This is a genomic window from Njordella aestuarii, assembly GCF_056494165.1.
This window is the reverse complement of the sequence record NZ_CM151397.1, coordinates 1,015,009-1,038,278: the sequence shown is the minus strand read 5'-3', so window position 1 is coordinate 1,038,278 and position 23,270 is coordinate 1,015,009. Positions and strand designations below refer to the sequence as shown.

At 51.3% G+C, this 23,270-nt stretch carries 12 protein-coding genes; 6 read left to right on the top strand and 6 right to left on the bottom strand.

The window, feature by feature from the left end; translation table 11 throughout:
- Positions 1-17 precede the first annotated feature (17 nt).
- A complete protein-coding gene (locus SH451x_RS04020; protein ID WP_479361129.1) occupies positions 18-3,128 on the top strand; it encodes a M28 family peptidase in 3,111 nt (1,036 codons plus the stop codon).
- Positions 3,129-3,236: 108 nt separating this feature from the next.
- Here SH451x_RS04020 and SH451x_RS04015 read toward each other — a convergent pair whose 3' ends face one another.
- Positions 3,237-4,901 carry a sigma-70 family RNA polymerase sigma factor gene (locus SH451x_RS04015; RefSeq protein WP_479361128.1) on the bottom strand — a complete coding sequence of 555 codons (1,665 nt, stop codon included), beginning with the start codon at positions 4,899-4,901 and terminating at the stop codon, positions 3,237-3,239.
- A gap of 795 nt (positions 4,902-5,696) precedes the next feature.
- On the opposite strand from SH451x_RS04015, the gene SH451x_RS04010 reads away from it, so the two are divergent.
- Positions 5,697-7,136 (top strand): hypothetical protein, encoded by a 1,440-nt coding sequence (locus SH451x_RS04010; RefSeq protein ID WP_479361127.1) that lies wholly within the window; start codon positions 5,697-5,699, stop codon positions 7,134-7,136.
- Between the two features lie 64 nt (positions 7,137-7,200).
- Here SH451x_RS04010 and lpdA read toward each other — a convergent pair whose 3' ends face one another.
- Together lpdA and rpsD are read right to left on the bottom strand one after the other, a co-directional pair.
- Complete coding sequence (lpdA, locus tag SH451x_RS04005) at positions 7,201-8,631, bottom strand: dihydrolipoyl dehydrogenase (RefSeq protein WP_479361126.1); 1,431 nt, start codon at positions 8,629-8,631, stop codon at positions 7,201-7,203.
- Between the two features lie 102 nt (positions 8,632-8,733).
- The gene (gene rpsD / locus SH451x_RS04000; protein WP_479361125.1) at positions 8,734-9,345 is read right to left on the bottom strand and encodes a 30S ribosomal protein S4; all 612 of its coding nucleotides are present in this window, start codon (positions 9,343-9,345) and stop codon (positions 8,734-8,736) included.
- Between the two features lie 481 nt (positions 9,346-9,826).
- On the opposite strand from rpsD, the gene SH451x_RS03995 reads away from it, so the two are divergent.
- From SH451x_RS03995 to SH451x_RS03980, 4 genes are all read left to right on the top strand, one after another.
- Complete coding sequence (locus SH451x_RS03995; protein ID WP_479361124.1) at positions 9,827-12,547, top strand: ComEC/Rec2 family competence protein; 2,721 nt, start codon at positions 9,827-9,829, stop codon at positions 12,545-12,547.
- The gene (locus SH451x_RS03990) at positions 12,531-14,504 is read left to right on the top strand and encodes a prenyltransferase/squalene oxidase repeat-containing protein (protein WP_479361123.1); all 1,974 of its coding nucleotides are present in this window, start codon (positions 12,531-12,533) and stop codon (positions 14,502-14,504) included. The genes SH451x_RS03995 and SH451x_RS03990 overlap by 17 nt, the downstream gene beginning before the upstream one ends.
- A 399-nt stretch (positions 14,505-14,903) precedes the next feature.
- The gene (locus SH451x_RS03985) at positions 14,904-16,673 is read left to right on the top strand and encodes a polyprenyl synthetase family protein (RefSeq protein ID WP_479362877.1); all 1,770 of its coding nucleotides are present in this window, start codon (positions 14,904-14,906) and stop codon (positions 16,671-16,673) included.
- 12 nt (positions 16,674-16,685) lie between these two features.
- Positions 16,686-17,234, top strand: coding sequence for a hypothetical protein (locus SH451x_RS03980; protein ID WP_479361122.1), 549 nt, complete (start codon positions 16,686-16,688; stop codon positions 17,232-17,234).
- Between the two features lie 28 nt (positions 17,235-17,262).
- Here SH451x_RS03980 and SH451x_RS03975 read toward each other — a convergent pair whose 3' ends face one another.
- From SH451x_RS03975 to SH451x_RS03965, 3 genes are all read right to left on the bottom strand, one after another.
- Positions 17,263-18,249, bottom strand: coding sequence for an NHL repeat-containing protein (locus SH451x_RS03975; protein ID WP_479361121.1), 987 nt, complete (start codon positions 18,247-18,249; stop codon positions 17,263-17,265).
- 97 nt (positions 18,250-18,346) lie between these two features.
- Positions 18,347-19,723 (bottom strand): DUF1552 domain-containing protein, encoded by a 1,377-nt coding sequence (locus SH451x_RS03970; protein ID WP_479361120.1) that lies wholly within the window; start codon positions 19,721-19,723, stop codon positions 18,347-18,349.
- Positions 19,720-22,866, bottom strand: coding sequence for a DUF1592 domain-containing protein (locus tag SH451x_RS03965; protein ID WP_479361119.1), 3,147 nt, complete (start codon positions 22,864-22,866; stop codon positions 19,720-19,722). Before SH451x_RS03965 ends, SH451x_RS03970 begins: the two co-directional genes overlap by 4 nt.
- Positions 22,867-23,270: the final 404 nt, after the last annotated feature.

The following is a 23,270-nucleotide window of genomic DNA, read 5'->3' as shown; positions in this document are numbered from 1 at the left end:
CTAAAAGGAACATAGCCGTGCTTGCTGCACTCAAGCGTTATTCGTTGATCGGCACTCATTTTTTCACCATCGTCTTTTCCATTGCGGGATTCAACTCCTGCATTTTCGCGCAAGAAAAAGCCGAACGCACCGAGGCGACATATCTCAAGAATGTCCGGCAGTTGATGTTTGACGGAAAGCGTAGTGGCGAAGGCTATTACAGTGCCGACGGAAAATTGCTCGTTTTCCAGAGCGAAAGACAAGCTGATAATCCGTTCTACCAAATCTATTTGCAAGACTTGGAGACAGGAGATATCACGCGTGTATCACCTGGTTTCGGAAAGACGACCTGCGCGTGGGTCCATCCAAATGGCACTCAAGTGCTCTATGCTTCGACCCAATTCGACGAAGAAGCCAAGGCCAAACAACAAGCAGAACTTGAATTTCGTGCAAGCGGTTTGGAACGCAGGTACTCATGGGATTATGACCCAGAGTATGAACTGGTGCTGTGGGATTCAAAAGAAAGCACCTACAAGAGATTGACGAACGTTCCAGGGTACGACGCGGAATGTGCCATTTCGCCTGATGGTAAAAAAATCGTATTTGCATCGAATCGCCGTGCTTACAACTCAGAGCTTTCCAATGAAGAAACCGAACTCTTCAAGATCGATCCGGCTTCGGCGATGGACATTTACATTATGGATATCGATGGCTCCAATGTGCAAAGGCTTACATCGGAGGTTGGTTATGATGGAGGACCATTCTTTTCACCAAACGGACAGCGAATATGCTGGCGTCAGTTCAATAAGAATGGAGCTATTGCCGAAATCTTCACAATGAAGATCGACGGTTCAGACGTGCAACGTTTAACGAGTTTGAACGCGATGAGCTGGGCTCCGTTTTACCATCCGAGTGGTGACTACCTCATATTCACAACAAATCTGAACGGCTTTGCGAATTTCGAACTTTACATGGTTGATGCCGCAGGAAAACATGAACCTGTGAGAGTGACCTATACCGACGGTTTCGATGGCTTACCCGTATTTTCGCCCAGTGGGGATAAGCTCACCTGGTCATCAACCCGCACCGTAACCGAAACCTCTCAGCTATTTACAGCAGATTGGAATGACGCCGCAGCACGAGTCGCCTTGGGGCTCGAACGCAACTCTGACTCGAGTGAAGTGCCTGAGGAAAGTGCAACTCTAAAGAGCGACGAAGGCAAACTTGCTAGCGACGCGAGTTCGTCCGCCATGTTGGCCGCCAAGGAAGCGTCGAAATCATTCTCGGCGGCTGATGTCGGCCGTCACATCGATTACTTATGTCGCCCAGAACTTGGTGGTCGTCTGACTGGGACCGCGGGTGAGCGTGCGGCGTCGGCTTACGTTGCCGCATACATGGAACAACTGGGTTTAGAACCCGCTTTCCAAAACGAAGGTGGTATCTCGACCTACACGCAGAGTTTCCCTTTTGTGGCAGGAATCGAAATTGGTAAAGACAACCGACTCGCTTGGAATCAGGACAATTACGAGGTGAACAAGGATTGGAGACCGCTGGCGCTGAGTGTCAATGGTACGGTTGAGCCAACTCCGGTAGTATTCGCTGGCTATGGAATTGTCGCACCCAAGGGCGAGGCTGTAGCTGGACAAGATCTGACTACGACCGACGAGTACGACTCTTATGTACATTTAGATGTCCAAGGGAAGTGGGTCCTGGTCTTTCGGCAAATGCCGATGGACATTACGACCGAACGTCGAGGTTACCTCGCGCGATTTTCGTCACTACGTTACAAAGCGATGGTAGCGAGAGAACGTGGCGCGAAAGGCTTGATTGTTGTAAGTGGACCGACCAGCGAAGCTCGGTCACAACTTGTACCGTTGTCCACCGACGGATCACTATCTGGCAGCCAGATTGCAGCTATCAGCATTACTGACGCGGTTGCAGAGTCATGGTTTAAGGCTGATGATAAAGATCTCAAAGAAACCCAGAAAGCGTACGACACCGGCGATATGCAAATGGGTTTCGAACTTGCAAATTGCGCTGTATCTTCGGTGATTGATGTCGAGCCGATCGAATCGAGAGGACAAAACACCGTCGGCTGGATCGCATGCGACGATCCCTCCGCTCCAACTATCATTGTGGGCGCTCATATCGACCACCTCGGGTCGCAGGCTGGTAACAATTCGTTAGCCAAGGAAGATGAGAAGGATCAGGTACACCGTGGCGCTGACGACAATGCTTCCGGTATTTCAGGCATGCTGGAGATCGCCGAATACATAACCAACGAAGTCACAAACGGCCGCTTGAAGCTTAAGTCAAACATCATGTTTGCGGCCTGGAGTGGCGAAGAGCTTGGATTGCTTGGTTCAGCGTACTTTATCGACCATTTGCCAAAAATCCTTGACGCAGGAGCATCAGGCGATCTTCCTGAGATGACAGCCGATGAGATTGCTATGGCGCACGCTCATGGCATGGCTGTCGAACTCCCACCGCGAAAGATTGCTGCCTACTTCAATTTGGATATGGTCGGGCGACTTCGCGAAAAACTAGTTCTGCAAGGTACCGGCTCGTCTCCAATTTGTCGCTCTGAAATTGAACAGCGAAATACCATCGTAGGCCTGCCGCTCGTGCTGCAGGACGACAGCTATCTTCCAACAGATGCAAGTACATTCTATATGGCTGGCGTACCGATCCTTTCCGCTTTCACTGGTCAGCACAGCGAATATCACACGCCGCGCGATGTCCCACAACTGATCAATTTTGAAGGTGCTGCCAAGACGTCTCAACTGCTCGGATTGATTGTTCGTTCTCTTGCAAGCAGCGGAGCAGTTCCCGACTATGTTCAACAGGCCAGCCCAGAGAATTCGGAGATACGAGTTTCGCTGTCCGCATACCTTGGCACAATTCCAGACTATGCCGCAGGCGATATTTCCGGAGTCAAACTGTCGGGCGTGAGCCAAGGAGCTCCCGCGGAGAAAGCGGGCCTGAAAGGAGACGACGTCATTATAGAATTGGCTGGACGGAAGATCACCAACATCTATGACTATACTTACGCGATCGAATCACTTCGGATCGGTCAAACGACAAGTGTGGTAGTCAAGCGAGGTGACGAAGAGATCCGATTAGACATCACGCCATCCTCACGCCAGTAGAGCCCAGTTAGCGAAACTCTTCCAACTGACGTTCAACCTTTGTTAGCAGCAGCCACCCGAATACAACTGTTCGAGTGGCTAATATTCCAATGAAGCCTTTCAAGGCAATCAGTCCGGTTGCTCGATATGCTCTTCGTTAGCTGCAACCCGCAGTTTGTTAAGAGCCCGGGCTTCAAGCTGACGGATTCGCTCTTTGGTGACACCAAGTTCTTCTCCGACTTCCTTGAGCGTCAGAGGTTCTTTCTGGTGGTCCAGGCCGAAGCGTCGGATAATGATCTCTTGCTCACGGTGGTCCAAGTGATGCAAAATACGGTTAATTTGCGTCTTACGAGTCTGAAATTCAATTTCAGCGGCAACGTTGTCCGCGCGGCTATCTTGATGTACCGTGAATGCTTCATCACTACTGGTTCGGAAGCGGTCGCGGTGCTTGAATTCGTCAGGAATCGAACGTGCAAAGTTCTTCATGATAGCCCAACTAGCGTACGTGCTGAACTTGTTACCTCGAGCGTAATCAAACTTCTCAACTGCGCGGATCAGGGAAATATTGCCGTCGCTGATCAAGCCGAAGAAGTCTTCGCCAGTGCCAGCGTGACGTTTCGCAATCGATACGACCAACCGAAGGTTTGACTGAACAATGAAGTTCTTTACTTCCACCGCGCGATGATAGATCGCTTCGATTTCATTCATCAAGGCAACAACGGGGCGTTTTACGTCCAGTTGGCTTCGCTTCTTAAATGCCAAGCTCTTGAGGTAGTTCATCTTGCGGAACAAGTGTTGTTCTTGCTCCTTTGTCAACAACGTGACGTCGTATAACGAAGCTAGGTAAAGGGGCAAGCCGGTCGGTGGTTTGATCTTTCGACCGCCGTCAGGGCTCTCCGGCGCATCGGCCAACATTTCCTTCGCCAATTTAGCGTTTTCAAACGCTTCGTTGGGAATGAAGTCAAGCGGCAGCTCGAGAATCTTCAACGCTCGTTGTTCGTTAATGATGCGGTTGATCGTCGATCGCGTTCGGCTGTACCGACGTGCGATTGAGATCGTGCTAACACCACGTTGGTGATGCTGGTAGATTGCCCGCACTTCGTCGTCAGTAAGTATTTCTCGTTGATCGGGGAAAATTGCCATCTCTGGATTCTTGCGATCAAAGTTTTTCAACGTATACCGCATTGCTTCCGTGCTACGATTCATTTCTTGACCGAGTCGGCGGGAGACTTCCGATAGCGAGCATCCCTCGGCTGCGATGCAGCGAGCTCGTTCGACAATCTCCGCCTTTTCGTCCTCAGTCATCTGCGAAAAGCGTTCGCCACGGTCGACTCGAGAGCGATTCTTGCTCACAAATCGTTCAACGCTACTATGGAGGAAACCGACTCGCTTACGTCCTTCGCAGACGAAGCGACGGGAGACAAGTCCTTGGTCGCGCCATCGAGCGATCGTCTTCGTAGAAACTTTGAAGAGCTTGCTCAGATCTTCCACGGTGTGAACGGGTTCTTTTACTTCCTCGATTCTGATGTTCATCGAATCGGTTATGTCTTCAACAAACATCCGCAAGTCGTGCGCAGCATCTTCACCACGAATGACCATACGGCTCGACTGGTCGGGGCGTACCTCCGTGATACGGTAAAACAGAAAGTCGAATGGATACTCGCGTTTGCGGTCCAATTCTGCCATCAGCTTCTCAGCTCGATCCGCTTGTTCTAGGCGTTTTTCCCGCGGGGCGAAACGAACCTGCTGATCACGTAATTCACGAAGCGCAACAATTCGGTATTCTTGATTCATCACAAACACTCCCTATGGCGAGCAGTACCGTTTAAATCCATGCGGCTCCCGACCGCTACGGCCAACCTCGCTGATGGGGGCAAAGCTATCTCATCTTGCGATAGCTTGTCACCACGGTTGATGTCTTAAATCAACTGCGGCTAGTAAACTTCATCACAGGCGACGATTAGCTTGTCTCCACCAAACTAACCGCAACAAAACTGAAGCGGGGTCATCGGGCTGGTGAGAAGTTATTCGTCGAGCAATGTGACACGTTTGGTCATCCGAGCCAAACGAATCTGTACTTTCCCAAAAAACCTTTCTGCTGATGTCTTTCTATATAGACGACGAATCGAATAAAAAAGTTCGCTGGGGATATTGACCAACCTAATGCAAAACGTACGCCAAAACGAGACGGCACGACCTGCCGCGAGAATCGCATTTCGCTGACAAAAAGCATCAAATCCAAGCCTTGTATCCCTTTTTCCTCCATTAGCTGCTGTTTAAGCAATCCGGCTGTTCTTACCAAGTTACCATCCCGGACAATAAATGTGTGGAACTTTTTCCGTTTCGTCGTGCGACCGACGCGAGCGGTTGAAAAATTTGCAATGAAAATTGTCAAAATGTCTAAAGTCCAGGCACATGAGTGAAACAATCGACTCAAGTCGAGACAATTGCCGCTGGGAAAGTAGGAAAGATGCGGGGCTTTTTTCGTGCTTAAGGATCAATCTGCCAATTACGCCTGTATCAAGCCGATGAAGACGATGCGGACACGAAACCGCTTTCGACCTCATGCTCGTACTCCCAATTGGCTCTATGCAAAATCAATTCAACTCAGCTAGCCAAGCTGGATCACGTCGCCGCTTCCTTCGCAATCAACTCGCTCTGTGGAGCGTCTCGGCGATTGCCGGAAATGCCCTGTTACCGACAGTCCTGTGCGCCGCACCGCAAGATATTAACGGCGCGGATGAAGTGCTGGTAAGATTGAAATCGGTACTTGAGCTTCGCGGCGAAGTTCGTTTGAAAAGCAATTCGACTGCCAGCGATAAATTACGGCGGGCAGAGCTGGAATCAAAAGCAACTCTCCAGTACGAAGAGCGTTTTCAGAAGTTGACTGCGGCTAGTGAGCCGCGCGTTAGCGTGATCAGTTGCCAGGTTGCGACCGGACAGAACACCGTCGAAAAGCATGCAACCGACTTGACGCTTCGCGAGCAATCGAAAGTCATCCTCCGATGGACAGATCCAGGGCAATCCGCCACGAGTACCGCTGGTATTGACCAACCATTGACTGAAACGGAGCGTCAGCTCTCGGAAAGTCCAATCGTTTCGATGTACCTTGATAACATCGTGCCTCCAAAGAAAGTAGCCATCGGCGAAAAACACCCCCTCTCTAAAATCCAGTCAGCACAGTTGCTGAATTTGGATGCGGTTAACGGTGGCGAATTGACGGTTGTCGTTATCGATCAAGACGACAAGGAGCAACAACTGGAAATTAGTGGGAAGATTTCCGCCGCCGTTCAGTCGGTGCCCACCACCATTGAATTGACTGGCAAAGCACGCGTCAATCGCGCGTCAGGCTTGGTCAGCTATCTAGCGGTTAGTATCCAAGAAGAACGCGAAGTTGGATACGCTGAGCCTGGCTTCAACGTGACAGCTCGACTCCGGCTTATCCGCGAGCAAATCGACAAATCCGAACAGCTAAAGCCGCTCGCCGCGTACACTGCAGTGCTCGACAAGAACCGACGCAATCTGCTACAAGCCTTTGAGTCGACCGATGGCGGATATAGCTTCCTGGCGAATCAAAACTGGGTGCTCTATAAAGACAACGGTATTGATTCGATCATGCGGCTAGTGAAGACAAATCGATCGCTTGCACAATGCAACATCGTAAATTTGGCCGACATGGAACCAGGACGCCAGCTTACCATCGATGGCTTTAAGTCGGAAATCAAGCGAACCTTGGGCAGCTCCTTCGGCAGCTATCTGGAAGAGAGCGAACGTCTGACCGATACCAAACTGCGAATGATGCGTGTCATCGTCGGTGGCAAAATCGAAGGCGTCGATGTCCAATGGATCAACCTGTTGATCAGCAACGATGAAGGTCGGCACGTGTCGGTGGTGTACACATTGAACGCAGCCAATGTCGAAGCTTTTGACGCGGCTGATATCCAACTCGCCGATTCGTTTAACTTTACACGGCGTTTGAAATCGGCAGAAGAAATAGCCGAACTCGAATCAGCCACCGAGTCTAGGTAACCTTCCGAAAGATCACCTGAGAACCGTTGCCAGCTTGCATAGCGTAACCTTCAACAGTGAACGGTTACTTTGGCGACTTCTTCGGTTTGTAAATTTCGGTCGCCGTTCCGAAGAAGACTTCGCCGGCATTCATCAGTGTTTCACTGAGCGTTGGGTGAGGATGCACCGACTCGGTGATATCCCGCACGTTGCAGCCCATCTCGATCGCGAGAACTGCTTCGGAGATGAGTTCGCCTGCGCCGGAGCCAACGATTCCGCAGCCGACAACGCGTTCCGTTTCCGGATCGATCAGCCATTTCGTGAAGCCTTCGGTGCGATTAATTGCTTGCGCCCGACCGCTCGCTGCCCAAGGATAGGTTTCGACGTTAACCTTGCGACCTTCACGCGTCGCCTGTTCTTCCGTCAATCCGGCCCACGCAATTTCAGGGTCGGTGAAGACAACCGCGGGGATGGCAATCTTGTCAAATTCGACGTTATGGCCCAGCAGTGCTTCAATCGCAATGCGGCCTTCGTGCGTTGCCTTATGAGCCAACATGGGATCGCCCGCTACATCGCCTATGGCAAGGATGTTTGGATCGGTCGTTTGCTGCTGCTTATTACAAACAATAAACCCGCGCTGGTCGACTTGGACGCTCGTGTTTTCAAGACCTATATCGAACGTTCTTGGCCGACGCCCAACACTGACTAGCACTCGATCAAAGCGTTCATGCCCATATTTCCCAGGGCCTTCGAATGTAACTTCGACTTGGTTGTCGACTTCGGCGACCGACCCGACTTTTGTGTTGGTATAGATTCGCTTGTCGAACAGCTTTTCAAGTCGTTTCTGCAGCGGCTTAACCAAATCACGGTCAGCTCCAGGCAACAAACCAGCGGTCCACTCGACGACTGTTACTTCAGAGCCGAGCGATGCGTAGACGCTGCCCATCTCCAAGCCGATATAGCCGCCACCAATGACAAGCAATCGCTTTGGAATATCTCGCAACAGCAATGCGCCGGTGGAATCCATCACTCGATCAGAATTAATTTGGAACGACGGCGGCATCGCGGGGATGCTTCCGGTTGCGATCACGCATTTATCAAAAGTCAGTCGCTTATCTTGAGGGACAGACTCGTCATCCCCTTCGAGAATCAACGATGTGCTTGATTCGAATCGAGCTTTCGCCTTAATGACGGTTACATTGCGACGCTTGGCCAGTTGAGCCAGTCCGCCGCTGAGCGTGCTGATAACTTTGTCTTTTCGTTCTCGAACCGCGTCGACGCTGATTCTCGGTTTGTCGAAAGCGACTCCCCAGTCTTCTGTCAGTTCCTGAGCTTCATGAATAACTTTGGCAACATGTAGCAAAGCCTTGGAAGGGATACAACCGCGCAGCAAACAGGTGCCACCGAGCCGCCCCTCGGCTTCAATAAGAGTGACTTGCATTCCCTCGTCAGCTGCGAGGAATGCTGCGGCATATCCACCTGGGCCACCGCCCAAGACCACTAGCGGAGCGTGCATGTTCTTATCCCATCGAGTTGACCGCGAGCTAAACGAAACGCTTGGCGTCTCTGCTCGCGACCAACGGTGAACAAATCAGAAGAAAAATGGAGTGACCGAATCTTATCGAGACAAGAATTCGACGACGATGTTAACGTTCACTGGCAACGAAATATCGGTCGGACCAGGTGCGCCTTGAACCGTTACCTTCAATCCTTCGCTGTCAAATGCTAACCAGTCAATTGGAACTGGGGAGTTGTTTGCGATGATTCCGCGATAAAGGTTGCGAACAGATTCCTTGCCGCGAAGCTCGATTACATCGCCCGGTCGAACCAGATAGCTTGGGGAAGAAACTTTGATTCCGTTGACTGTGACGTGGCCGTGGGTGATCCCTTGACGCGCTTGTGGACGAGTCTTGGTCAAGCCAGCGCGGCGCATAATATTGTCGAGTCGGCGTTCGCAGATCAACAGCATCAATTCACCGGTGTTGCCCGGACGTCGAACCGCTTCAGCGTAATAGCGTCGCAATTGGCGTTCGCCGAGGCCGTAGTAGTACTTGATTTTTTGCTTTTCAGCCAACGCAGTACCATAGTTGCTGGTACGACGGGGCTTAGGATGCATACCAGGCGTGCTGTCTTTTCGACGTTCGTAAGCACGAACAACACCGCCATTTTCGAACAATAGACTTCCAAATCGACGGTTGATACGCGTCTTCGGACCAGTATATCGAGCCATTTCTTACTAAGACCTTCCTGCCACGCGTCCTCGCAGCCGACTAAGTTTGCGGTGAACACGGAGACAGATAAACTGCGTCGTGAACAACCAGGCCAGCGGTGGACGATGTACTGCTGGCCGCTCCAATCCGATCGTTAAAAGCCGAATGGCGCCTGTTGGGCTGCTATACATTCCGGCAATTACTGAAATTCCGAGACTACATGTCAGGGACGGTTGGGACAGATTTTGTTCCCGGCAAAGCAAAAACACAGTGTTTTTCACCGTTTTTGCCCGAAGGGGGGCTCAGTATCCAACAAATTGCCCCTTTTCGCAAGGGGAAACTGTGAGCTTGGCGGGGCCGAATGTTGCAAAATACCGCTCGGAATCGGCAAAACAAGCAGTTGATTCGAGCAATCGGAAAGCAAACGTTACCCAACATCATACTACGCCCAGGCGTTTTTACAGTATACAATCGACCACTGCCTTGGCAGGGTGACGCTCGGTGCCGCGTTCCAAGGCAGGTCTGTTTTCCGAATCCGCATTGGTCGAACGCATGGAACTGGCGCAAGGGAAGTTGAGGTTTGGAACCAAATCGGTCTCGAATCGATTGCTCTTCGCCTTTGCCAACAATCCCTTGACTGTCGGGCTGGTTTTTTTAGCCATCGGCATCTTGATTGGCGAGCATTTTGCCAAAAAACTACCGTACTTCGCACTCATTATTCTGGCAATCTCGATCTACGTTGCCAATCATTTTCGACGCGGCAAGCATTACGTTTTAATCAACACATGGTCGCTTACGGCCCTAATCGTGCTTGCAGGCGGTTGGATGCACGTCAAGAAAATGGAACGCGTCGACCGCGAACTCGCGTTGTCTCCTGCTCCGGAGAACTGGCAACCGATCCATCTGCGCGGAGTTGTCGATAGTATTCCTCGCTTCCGCCCCGACGCATCTTCTTTCGCGACTCAAGACAAGAAAGCTGCTGAAGACGAAATCAGTTGGATCACTTCGATCGACATCTATTACAATGCGATGGTCGAGAGTACTGAGCTAGGGCAGAAAGAAATCAAATCTCAGGGAAGGATTCGAGTGAGCGTTCCCGGCCGACATCGCGACATGGCTCCGGGAGACGTTGTCGATTGTTATCTCAGCTGGCGAAAAATCCCGCCGCCATCAAATCCTGGTGCGTTGAATATTGCCAAACGTCTGCGGCAACAGGAGATCTTTGCACAAGGAGCCGTCAAAAGCGTCACTCAACTGCAACGGCGAGAGATGCCGCACTGGTGGCGCATTGATCGCATGATTAGCCGATTGGCAATGGCAGGCGACAAGGCACTGGAGCGATACGTTTGGTTTGGTCAAGCGCCGCTCGCGTCAGCTCTCGTGTTGGGGCAGCGAGATCAGATCGAATGGGAACTGCAGGAGTCCCTTTTGGAAACAGGTACCGTTCACATGCTCGCTATCTCAGGGCTTCACGTCGAAATGGTGGCGGTCAGTATTGCGGCTTTGTGCCTGGCTATGCGGCTAGGCCTGAGAACAACTCTGATTATCGTCGCTTCCACCGTAGTTGTATATGCCATGATCTGCGGAGCAAAACCCCCAGTGTTGCGTGCTACCTTCTTAGTCGTCGCGATCGCGATTGCAAGATACTTGGGAGTCGTAATCGCATCCATGAATTTACTTTCATTTGCAGCACTGATCCTTCTGATGTACCGAACCGATCATCTGTGGGACACCGGAACGCAACTTTCTTTTCTAGCAGTCGCGATGTTAATCTGTGTGGCGACAACCACGGCGGCAACGCTCAGTCCGCTGGATCAGATGCTTCAATCCAACGATTCGCTGTTCGATCGATTCTCGCGAACGCTTCGATTCAAAGCCTATAACATCGTCGCCGTAAGCAGCTGGGTTTGGTTGGTGACAACTCCGATTGTTGTATTCATGTTTCACATCGTTGCGCCAGCCGCCATCATAATGAACCTCGTTTTGCTGATACCGCTGTGGATAGGCCTAATTAGCGGGCTTGCCATTGTAGTGATCGGTTCGTGGGTACCGTATGTCGGATACTTCCTGGGTGTCGTTTGCGGATTTGCACTAGGATTCACTCGACTAGCTGTCGGCGTTGCGCGAGAGATTCCCGGAAGTCACTGGTGGACTGTATCACCGCCTTTTTGGTGGGTTGTCGGGTTCTATGTCCTATTGATTCTCTCGCTATTGATCTTCGGGTTCAGTCATCTTGTGCGGCGCAGAATATTCGGAGTGTTGTTGTTGTGGATCGTAGTGGGTCTGGTTCCGTGGGCTCAGATTTTTCCAAACAATAAAGTGGTACTGAGGGTTTTTTCGCCCGAGCTGGTAAAAAACGATTTTGCGTTCGCGGTAACTTTTATAGACGTCGGGCACGGTACGAGCATTGTCATTCAGACACCCGATCACAAATGCTGGTTGTATGATGCGGGACAATTGGGAGATCCGCACCGAGCGTTCTATCCGATCGCGAATTCGCTTTGGTATCTGCAGATACCAAAGATCGACAAATTAATACTGTCTCATGCCGATGCAGACCACTTCAACGCGGTGCCGGCGCTGGCAAGGCGATTCGCAATAGGGGAAGTTGTCACAACCCAGCAGATGCTCGATTCTACCGATCAAGCCCTACTGCCAATTTTCGACTCGCTTCGTCGCCGAGAAATTCCGATTCATACGGTTGGCGTGGGGCAAACGCTGCAAAGTGGCGATTTGATCGGAACAATTTTGCATCCCGATCCCACGCACTCCGGCAGTGACAACGCTGACTCCTTAAGCTTGCTGATCGAGTTTAGAGGAATGAAATTTCTTCTCCCTGGCGATCTGGAAGGCCAAGGTATCCAGAAATTGCTACGACTACCCCCTACCAAAGTTGATGTTCTCATGGCTCCGCATCACGGATCGCTGACAGATGATCCCAGCCAGTTGCTTGGTTGGGCAAAACCAGACCATGTTGTCATTAGCGGCGGCGCAAGGTCCGCGCGAACTAAAGTGCTCAAAGCGTTTTCCGGCAGTGCAGGGCGTGATGTTTGGGTTACTGCGCGTGATCATGCGATTCGTTTTGAGTATGCGATCAACGCCGACAACGTTATAACGGAGCGGATCTTACATTGGTCCGGCGAGTCTTGGGCTCCCCTCGCACAGCGGCCACCAGAGGGCAGCGAAGCGACTGACGAAGAAAACTATGACGTCTCATTCTAACTCCAGCCAAAACATCTTTCTCAACGAACGAGAATCTGCGCAGGAGCAGATAGCGCGGTCAACAGCGATTGTGCAAGGTCGACTCGCTGAGCTCAAAGCCGGGAAGTCGCATTGGCGCGGTGAGCTCGCAAGTTCTGCGTTGTCCACTGCGACGGCCGTAAGTGCACTAGCGATTGTGCGCGACGGGCCATTGACGTTTCGGGCTCCAGCATCTGAATTACCAACGCTGCAACAACATTCGCAATCGTCACATGACAATCTAATCAATCGTGGGATCAGGTACCTGATTGACACCCAGAACGCCGACGGCGGTTGGGGCGACACAGATCGTTCGCTATCCAATGTGGCAACTTCACTGCTTGCGATTTCCGCAATTCATTTGGCTCGACGTGATAAAGATTTCGTAGAAGTGCTTCAAAAAGCATGGGCATACGTTGATTCGCTAGGTCGATGGGAGGCTCTTACCAAACGCTATGGCAAAGACAAAACTTTTGCTGTACCAATATTAACGAACTGCGCTTTAGCGGGCTTGGTCGAGTGGAGAGACGTTCCGGCTTTACCATTTGAAGCCGCTGCGCTGCCACAAGCCTGGTATCGTTTTATCCAGTTGCCAGTTGTAAGCTACGCCATCCCAGCTCTCGTGGCGATTGGCCAAGTCCGCGAGCATTTTGCGCCGCTGCGTAATCCGCTTCGTTGGCCGTTACGCAAATTGGCAGTAAAACCTTCGCTTAACGTGTTGCGCCGCATGCAACCAGCCAGCGGTGGATATCTTGAAGCGATCCCCCTTACAAGTTTTGTGCTGATGAGCTTGGCTGCAAAAGGCCTGCGTGATTCAGCCATTGCGGCAGATGCGATTAAGTTTCTTGAATCGACAGTTCGCAACGATGGAAGCTGGCCAATCGATAGCGATTTGTCAACATGGGTTACTTCGCTCGCGGCAACCGCAATTCTGCGAAGTGACGATAGCTCAGTTGTTGATCTCGACACCATTCGTTGGTTGTGCTCATGCCAGCACCAGAAACGTCATCCTTTCACCGGCGCATCACCTGGCGGTTGGGGATGGACTGATCTGAGTGGAGCGGTTCCAGATGCTGATGATACCCCCGCAGCTTTGATCACACTTTATTACTGGATCAAATCGAATCCACCCTATGATACAGTTGGAGAGGAGATAGCACAAGTAGTTGGCCGTGCTATCCCTTGGTTGCTGGGGCTGCAGAATCGCGACGGAGGGTGGCCCACATTCTGCCGTGGTTGGGGCACGTTACCTTTTGATCGCAGCGGCAGTGACTTAACCGCTCATGCAATACGAGCGCTGCACTTATGGTCGGACGATCTGGCGATTGCGGCAGTTGACTGGCCTGGCACCTCAGAGCTAGCTGCAAAATCGCTAACCAAAATAAAAAAAGCGATCGAACGAGGCCGCAGTTATTTGCGCCAGCGGCAGGCAAAAAATGGAAGTTGGCTTCCACTGTGGTTTGGCAATCAGGACGATCCGAACGAAGAGAATCCGATTTACGGCACGGCGAGAGTACTGGTCGCGATGGCTGATTGCGGTTGGAAAGGCGACGAAGAGGCGATTCGAGGCCTCGAGTTTCTTAAAAAGTCGCAGAATCCCGACGGGGGCTGGGGGGGAGGGGCATCAATCTCCTATTCACCGAAAATGGAAGTCGATCGAAATAAGACAAACAGCCCGGCCGCAATCACTTCGACAGTTGAAGAAACAAGCCAAGCACTCGAAGCAATAGCTCGATTGTCGAATGCGAGCGACGAAAGCTTTCTGAGGGGAATTGCTTGGTTGAACGACGCCGTGGTGAATAGCTGGCACGAATATCCACAGCCGATCGGGTTTTACTTTGCAAAATTGTGGTATTTCGAACAAATGTATCCTTTGGTGTATGCCCTTTCGGCCTTGAATGCCGTCGGTGAGGTTCTGAGAAGTGCGGAAATTCGCTGAACTTGGGCTCTCCAGTGGCGTATTTAAGCGGAAATGTAACGTCGAGGATTGACTGCTTGGTCAACTTGGCGGATTCGCTTGGTGGCTATTAATCCCCAAAAATTCGTTAAATTGGCGAATCGCCGCCAGAAGCTGGGGTTCATTCAAAAGCAGGGTGATGGATTCTCGCATTCCGTTTATACTGTTCTGGTCGATTGATCTTTCGGTCAGCAAGTCGACTACTACGAACAACGCTGTTAAGGAGTTGCCCACTTGGATTTCGATCTACAAAACGAGCAGACCAATCATTCAAGCGCAGCGGTTACCGAAGTAACGCGGTCGGCACCTCCAACAAAATCACTTTCGGAGACTATTGATAAGGGTAAACGCTCCAAGCGACGCAAAACGTCGCATCTGAAAATGGTTCCAGAGACGTTGGAAGCCAGAGAAGCGTTGCGTGAACGCTGCGAAGCAGTCGCAGCAAAGCTTGATAAATCATCGCCGATGAACAAAGACGCGATGGAAAAAGTCTCGCGTGAAATTCTTGATCAGGCCGGGCTGTCTGAGGGCTATCTGGGCTGGACAATGGTGATGCTCAGCAGCGCCTTCTTCCGTGACTCCGTCGCCGCAGTTCCACCTTCGCGGCGATTGTTTCTATTGCCTCACTGCCTAAAACATGCGGAAGGCTGTCCCGCAGACTACGACGAATTCGGGATGGATTGCAAACGCTGCGGCGCGTGCAGTATCGCCGATTTTCGTACCCAAGCTGAAGATATGGGCTACCGAGTGTTAGTCGCCGAAGGCTCACCCGTAGTCCTTAAGATTATTGTCAGCGGTTACGTCGACGCAATCGTCGGAGTCGCTTGCCTGAATGTGCTTGAGAAAGCGATCGATAAGATTTTGCTGGCCGGCATTCCTTGCATGGCTGTACCGCTTCTGTCGAGTGACTGTCGTAACACAAAAGTAGATGAAAAATGGGTCAGCGATATGATAAATATCGCTCACGACGACGCTGCCAAACAAAAGACACGATCGTATGTTCATCTTATGCGGGCATCTTCGGACATGTTCGCCCAGCCTCGGTTAAATCACTTGTTGCAACGTCAGCGCGGCGAAACGATCCTCCCGAGCGATGTTGGTGTAGATCAAGTCGATCCAATTGAAAGCTGCGAAGCGATAACGGCGGAATTCCTGTCACGCGGCGGAAAATACTCTCGCCCTTTCATGACCCTTGCCACCTACGATGCGATGGGCCAGGGTACAGCCACGTTGCATGATGGGAATAAGTCAATCGAAAACTATCCCGATTGGGTTTTCCGCTCTGCGATGGCCATCGAAATGTTCCATAAGGCTAGCCTTATCCATGACGACATTGAAGATGATGACCAGTTCCGCTACGGTACCAAATCACTGCACTCACGTTTTGGAATTCCAATCGCAATCAACTTGGGCGATTACATGATCGGCCAAGGCTATCGCATGGTGGCACGGCATTCACGCGATATGGGACCTGATGTTGCCAGCGATATTCTCGATTATTTGTCGAATGCCCACATGCGATTAGCGGAAGGCCAAGGGGCCGAACTGATGTGGCGTGAGCGAGCTGACAAGCATTTATCACCATTGGATGCGCTCAAGATCTATGCGCTTAAGACAGCGCCTGCCTTCGAAGTTGCACTCTATGCCGGCATTCGTATGGCGGTCGATGCGCAGCCTTATACTGAACAAGTAAAAACATTCAGCAGGAACATTGGTGTCGCGTTTCAAATCCTCAATGACTTGAAGGACTGGCAAAGCGACCATGATAACAAGCTTAATTCAGGCTCGGATGTTCTAAACGGTCGCCCGACGATCCTGCTAGCTCTCGCGTTGCAAGGATTAGATGCGGATGACCGCGAAGAGTTGCTTACTCTGATCAATAGCTCGACTGAACGAAGCATGAGCCATTCGCAACGCATCGCGCGTGTCCGATCGCTTTACGAGAAAGCGGGCGTCTTTGATCAAGCATTGCGACTGGTAGATAAACATCAAGAACGAGCAGAAATGGTCGTCGATCAGTTTGAGAATGAAGCGATGCGACGACTGCTGTTCTATCTAGTCGATACAGTCTTGGAACGTCCTTCAGAAAAAATGCTCGAGATCACTCATATCGGCGGGCTCGGAGCTAAGTCTGTATCCTCAGCTGGTTAATTGCCAATCGCCATGACGAAGACACAAAAGGATATTGTTCATCTCGATTGGCTGCTTCACATGTTCTATCAAGACCATGTGCAGTTAGGCAGTTTCGACGCGCAGGAGATTGAAGACCTTCCGCCGGTCTATCGCAAACTACTCGCTCATCGCGAACATATGACGGTAACGGTCGAGCAGCATCATGGCTGTTTAGTCGATGTTGAAGTGCTGCAACAGCGGCTTGAAGTACCATTTTACACCCGAGAGATTTTGCTCCGACGCCAATCGGACAACAAAGTCGTTCAGTACGGTATCGTCCGCCTTTTTCTTCCTTCACTGGCTGAAGAGGTAAGCAACGAAATTTTGTCAGGGCAGATTCCACTTGGTCGCGTACTAATAAAGCACGACGTCATGCGCGCCGTTCGTTTGGGTGAGCTATGGCGAGTTGAGTGCGCCGCCAAGCTCGCCGAGCTGTTCGAGTGCGAGCTGCCTGTGACCACGTACGGCAGAACTGCGCTGATCTATTTTGATGATCGCCCGGCGCTTGAGTTGCTTGAGATCGTGGCGCCCGAAAACTAATACGTAAGCGAAAAACACTCCGGCGCAACTAGACTTTAAAGCACTGAATGCGATTGTTGCCGCTTTCTACGACGTACAGCAAACCTTGCGAATCTTGAACGACTGACCACGGAGCGTTCATCTCCCCCACTTCACGTCCAGGCATTCCCCAACTCTGAATGAATTTACCGTCGCGGCCAAGCTTTTGTACGCGGTGTCCTCCGTACTCGGCAATATAGACGGAATTATCTTCACCTAGCAGCAAACCGTACGGATATCGAAATTGCCCCGGCCGCGTACCGTTTGAGCCAAAGCCAAATAGAAACTTGGGCTCATCCGATCGCCAGTCGTAGACTTGCACTCGATGATTGCAAGAGTCCGCAATCCACAGCATTCCTTCTTCGTCGAGCGCAATCGCTTGCGGCCTCGCAAACTGGTAAGCGTCGGGGCCATGCTCACCAAACCACGCTATAAAATCTCCCTCAGGCGAATACTTCTGTACTCGATCATATTGGCCATATTCGGAAACGATGTACGTGCCGTCGGTTGCCTGAACGCAATCCGTGACGAAAGCCATTTGCCCCTTTTCTGGCCCAAAGGAACCGCCTAACGTACGGTCGTCAAGGAGTTTTCCGTCGGGCGTGTAAAACAGTATTCGGAAATAGTGCGTATCAGCGACCATGACGTTCCCGTCATTGGCAATGCTAATTCCAGTCGGTTTTCCATTGGCAATCTCGGGAGTCTTCCAGCCTCGTAAGAATTCGCCCTGTGTGTTGAAGACTTGAATCCGCCCAGTCTTATCCACCACGTACAATTCATTGTTGCTGTCGATCGCAATAGCGCGAGGTCGCTGAAAACGTCCATCGGCCAATCCCAACCGCCCCCAAACACGAACGGAGTCGCGGCTTGATGCATTGCCGTTATTTCGGTTGGTGCAGCCGCTCAAGCCAGCACACGAGGCCGCCGACACAAAGCCGCATGCGGTTAGCAGTTGATGCGAAGAATGCTTCAAAAATTGACGGCGTGGCAAAGTCATGTTTTCGACTCGAACTTGAGAGCAGGTGTTTCTCTGCTGGATTGTACTCTTTCGTCCGAGTTCTCACAGTTAGAATTGATACTGCTGTCGCAATTGGCTAAAGGGCAAACCTTGTCCGCGAGTCGCCGAAACTCGGCAGATCAACCCCCATCCGGTCCATGATCGACAGGTACAAATTACAAGCTCGACGCTCTTCAACCGACTGGTCACTTACGTCGATGATGCGACCGTTCTTAATGGAACCTCCGCCACCTCCAGAGATCAGCAGAGGCATCTCAGTCGCTTGATGTTTGTCGCCATCAAACAGATTCGAACAAAACATGAGGATCGAATTATCAAACAGCGTCGAATTGCCTTCTTCAATCCCTTTCATCCGTTTGATCAAGTAGCTCAATTGTTGGAAGTGAAACTGGTTAGTACGAAGGTACATCGCTTCCAACTCGGGTTTGCGTCCATTGTGCGTTAGGTCAAGATGCAGGCTGCCTTCAACGCCTTCCAGGAAACTAAAATTCATTTGTGACAAATCGTTATTCAACATACAAGTTGCAATTCGCGTCTTGTTCATTTGGAAAGCAAGCACGATCAAGTCCAGCATCAGCCGCATATGTTCCGCAACATTTTGCGGCAAGTTGTCTTTGGGACGACTAAAGGATGGCACAAGACCGCTTGGTTGCCAACCTTCTAACGTTTCATTCTTTTTGGCACGATCAATTCGCGTTTCGATATCGCGAATCGAATCAAAATACTCCTCTAGTTTTACGCGGTCACTTGACGACACTTGATTCCGAACGCGTGTCGCGTCTTGTATCACTGCATCCAGAACGCTTCGGTCTAACTTACGATCAACGCCGTTTCCTAAGATTAAATCGTAGACGCGAGACGGATAGATCTCCTTCGTCGCAGGCTTCGAGTCGGTAGCCCATGATATGCATGACCCGTAGATCATCGACAAACCATCTTCCAGCCGAAGTTCTGTCGGCTCTACGCCCAACACGAGGCTGGGCAAGACCGTTTGGCCGCCAATCGCTTGCGCCATCACTTGGTCCATGGATTTGCCGACACGGATCTCCGACTGGTCGTTACTGACCCAAGCACCCGAGAGCAAGTTTGCCATGCGTCCCATGTGGGGACTGGGATGCAAGGCTGCCTGTTCGTTAAACAATCCTTTGATAAAAGTAAAATCGGATGAATGCTCTTTGAGTGGTTCCAAGCAAGCCCCGTATTCAAGAGAGCCTGCGTCATTCTTTGCCCACCAGTGCTCCGGCTCAACTCCGTTAGAGAAGAAAACGCAGCCAAATCTTACGGGAGGTCGGTCTTTTTCTGTCTCCAGTGTTGTCAGCTTGCCCGTCTCTTCAGCCCTTACTTTCATCGAGCTTAACCAAGGTAGTGCCAGACTAACTCCCGCCCCGTGCAAGCAGCGACTTAGAAATCTTCGGCGCTGAAGCGAATTTGCTAAGTTCACACTCTCGATCATGGCAGTTTTCCTAACACAGGGTTGGTTATCGAAGAACTATCTGTGCCGCTCCGCATCTGACGGAATTGTGGGCTATTTACAACAGTGATAATCGCAGTGGAAATTCGTGGATCGGATTGCAAGTTGGCGGCCACACTTTCAATGAGTGCAGCGTCATAGATCGTCTCTGCTCGTCCTAACATATAACCGACCAGTTTAGTTGCTAACGTTCTTCGGAAGTCATCATCTTGCGTTTGCAGAAATGCCTTCAGTCCATCGACACCTGACAAAGTTTGTCCGTTCGCCAGTTCGCTCGCCGAAATAATCGCTCGACCATCCGCATACGCGTCACGCCAACGCCCGACCGAATCAAAGTTCTCCAAAGCAAAGCCAAGCGGATCGATCCGCGCATGGCAACTATTGCACTCTACTTTAGTTCTGTGTTGTGCTAGCCTCTCTGGAACTGTCAGGCCATCAGCAAGCACATCATCCGCAGGAATCGACCCCGCATCAGCCGGTGGCGGAGGAACTGGTGTGCCCAAGATCCGTCGCAATATCCAGTCGCCACGCTTTACCGGACTGGTGCGGAGCGGGGCCGATGTTGATGTGAGAATCGCAGCCATACCCAACAATCCGCCACGCTGTGAACCAGCTTCGTAGTCCCTCCGGTGCATTACTTTCGGTTCCGATTCAGACAATTCGATTCCGTAGTGAACTGCGGACCGTTGGTCTATAAACGAGTAGTCAGCATGAACAATTTCGGTATAGGGTCGGTCTTCGCGAACTAAATGCTCGAAAAAGGCGATCGCTTCCTCATACAGAGAACGTCGAAGCGGGTCGTCGAACTCAGGAAACTTCTGCGCATCGACTCCGCGATATGTATCGAACTGGTAGAAGCCGAACCACTGGCCAAAGAACTCCGTCGCAAATCGCCTTGCCTTTGGCGAACTTAACATCCGCCGCACTTCGGATTCAATTTTCGTGGCGTCGAGCAATCGATCTTCACTTGCAAGTTGTCGCAGTCGCTCGTCAGGAACCGACCCCCAGATCGAGAACGAAAGCCGGCTTGCCAAATCAGAAGAAGTGAGAGCGGCGATCGAATTCTCCTCGGTGGAATTGTCCTCGGCAGACTGTTCAACACGATATAGAAACTCGGGACTAACCAGAATTCGTACCAGAGTCGCTCGAATTGCGTCAGCGTGCTGGAGACCTTGCTGTTCGCGAGACATGCGGTAGAACGCATCGATTCGCAACACGTCATCAGCAGTCAGGTTTCGTCGCCAAGCCTGACTTGCGAATTGTTGTAAATTGGCAACATGCAGTGGCTCGGCGCCCTTCAACGCTGCTTGGATGGCCTCGTACTGCCGCTGGTGCTTTATAAGTACCAATTGTGCTGTTTCGGGAAGCTCTCGCAGCCACGCATCGCTCAAAGAATCGATGGATTGCTCACTTGCATCGAGTCCGAATTTAGTCGCTAAAAAGTTGAGGTTGATATCGAAGTAATCGAAGGAAGCGAGCAGATCGTTCCACGCTTGTTCAAGTTCACGCTGTTCCGATTCCGCTATGATTTCATCTACGAAGAAGTCGTCTTGGCGATAGTATTTGATTGCGGTGTGGAAAAAATTTCGTTCCGTCGAGTTGTAAGTCTTGTCAAAGATTTCAGGGATAGGGTCACGATCACTTGGCGTTGGCTCTCGATGCGAAATCTGTGGTAATGTTTTTCCGAATTCGACGACGCCTGCTATCCATTGATCAACGACACTGCTTTGAGGGTCACGCAGCAGCGACGAATACTGCCGTTTCCGCTGTCCCCCGACGTCAGTAATTATGCAGCGAACAACACCATCTTTACCAAGCTTGCGGTCGAGTCGGGCTGCGACTATAAGCTCGCCCACTCGACTTTCCCCTTGCAGTTCTACCGAGAACTCTTTGGTTTCTCCTGCACGCACCACGAAATCATTTCCATCAATTGCGTCCCCGGCAGGATTTCGTCCGAAAGCTAGTTCAGTTCTATCAGCATCCGATAGGACGGATGAAAGAGGTACTGGATCGGGCTGAATTGCATTAACGTTACCCGTGACTCGCGATCGAAAATGGGGCGCATGGAATACCACTACCGCCGAACTGCCGATCGACTCGCTGCCGGCTTCAACCGATATGGAAAACTTTAATCGGCGATCTTCGCTCTCGAAGATTTCCGGGTTGTTGAGGTCTGGCGTGAAGTCAGGTTTTTCCTGCTTCTTTAGCCGAAGCGATGCTCTGGCGATAAACTCGGCACTTTCTGGTACCACGACGTTTTCGCCCGTTAACAGCGCCGCTTCTTCTTCCGCCGACGCTGAAGCCGCAAATCGGTTCTGTAAGCTCTGCATCACTGTAAATAGATCTCGCGATTCTTGCGCGATGTGTTCTTCAATGCTGCCCTCTATCGCAGACGGAGCCGGGAAATTCGTCCAACCATCGACGATACTTTTTAGGGGAAAGCTTGCGTTATGCGTATTGAGCACTTTCCAGATGTGCGCCGCGAATTTTGCTTCTATCTTTGCTTGTCCAGCCAGCTCCTCGAGCGTAGTATGTGCTAACCCAAGTTCCTTTCGGAAGCGATACTTCCAAGCGGCTTGAAATGCACGTTCAAATTTTTCCATGCCGTAGGGCGCTGCGCCTTCGCCGGCAGCCGCACGAAATCCATGCTGGCGGTAAATCGCTTGGATTCGGTTTACGGCCGAGAGTTCCAGCCCCGTTTGGCCCGGCGAAGAGGAAAAATAAAGCGGGCCAGTCCCGATCATTGCATGTTCAGCTACATACTTCGCAACCTCAAGGTATCTCTCGAGAGTAGTCTCTTGTATGTACTGCGAGGTCGCGGCGTTGGTAAAACCGGAGCCCCCCACTCCATCGCTGACAAGTCTATGTTGAAAATCGAATTGGACTCCAGTCAAATCCTCGATGCAGTACTCGAGCTCTGCATTGGTAAGGCGTCGTATGAGAGATGGACCTGGATCGCCCGCCGCATTTTGAATCGTTGACTGATACGCTGCCTGAAGATCGCGAACAGCAAGACTCCGTTGTTCCGATGAAGGTTGTTCGGAGCCTTCGGGAGGCATCGTACCGTCGGAAACCAGCCGACTAATTTGACGCCAATCCGCAAGATTGTCCTTGATCGGTGCCACCAAAAGCTGTTCCAGGTCCAACCTAGCCTCTGCGCTTGGACCGCTATGACAATCTAGACAAAATCGGTTCGCTACGTCAGCAAACGATACTGGCGGAGCAGCGGGGTCGGCTGATTGCGCGGAGCAGTTCACGGATGACAAGCATAACATGCCGATGGAAGACGACAGAACGAGCCATTTGGTTGAAAAGGCCATCATGGTTTCCGAAGTTCTTGGGGAGGGAAGTCGCTCTGGGGAAACAACTTATTGGGAACTATACGCTTGCCATCAAAAGCAATCGAGGCTGGGATCCGAACAATTCTAGCAGCTTTTTAGGGCTGGTTCACGCGCCTAGACGAATTCCTGGGCGGGAAATCGGGAAATAACACACCCCGAGAGCACGCTTGCAAGCCAACTCGCCAATA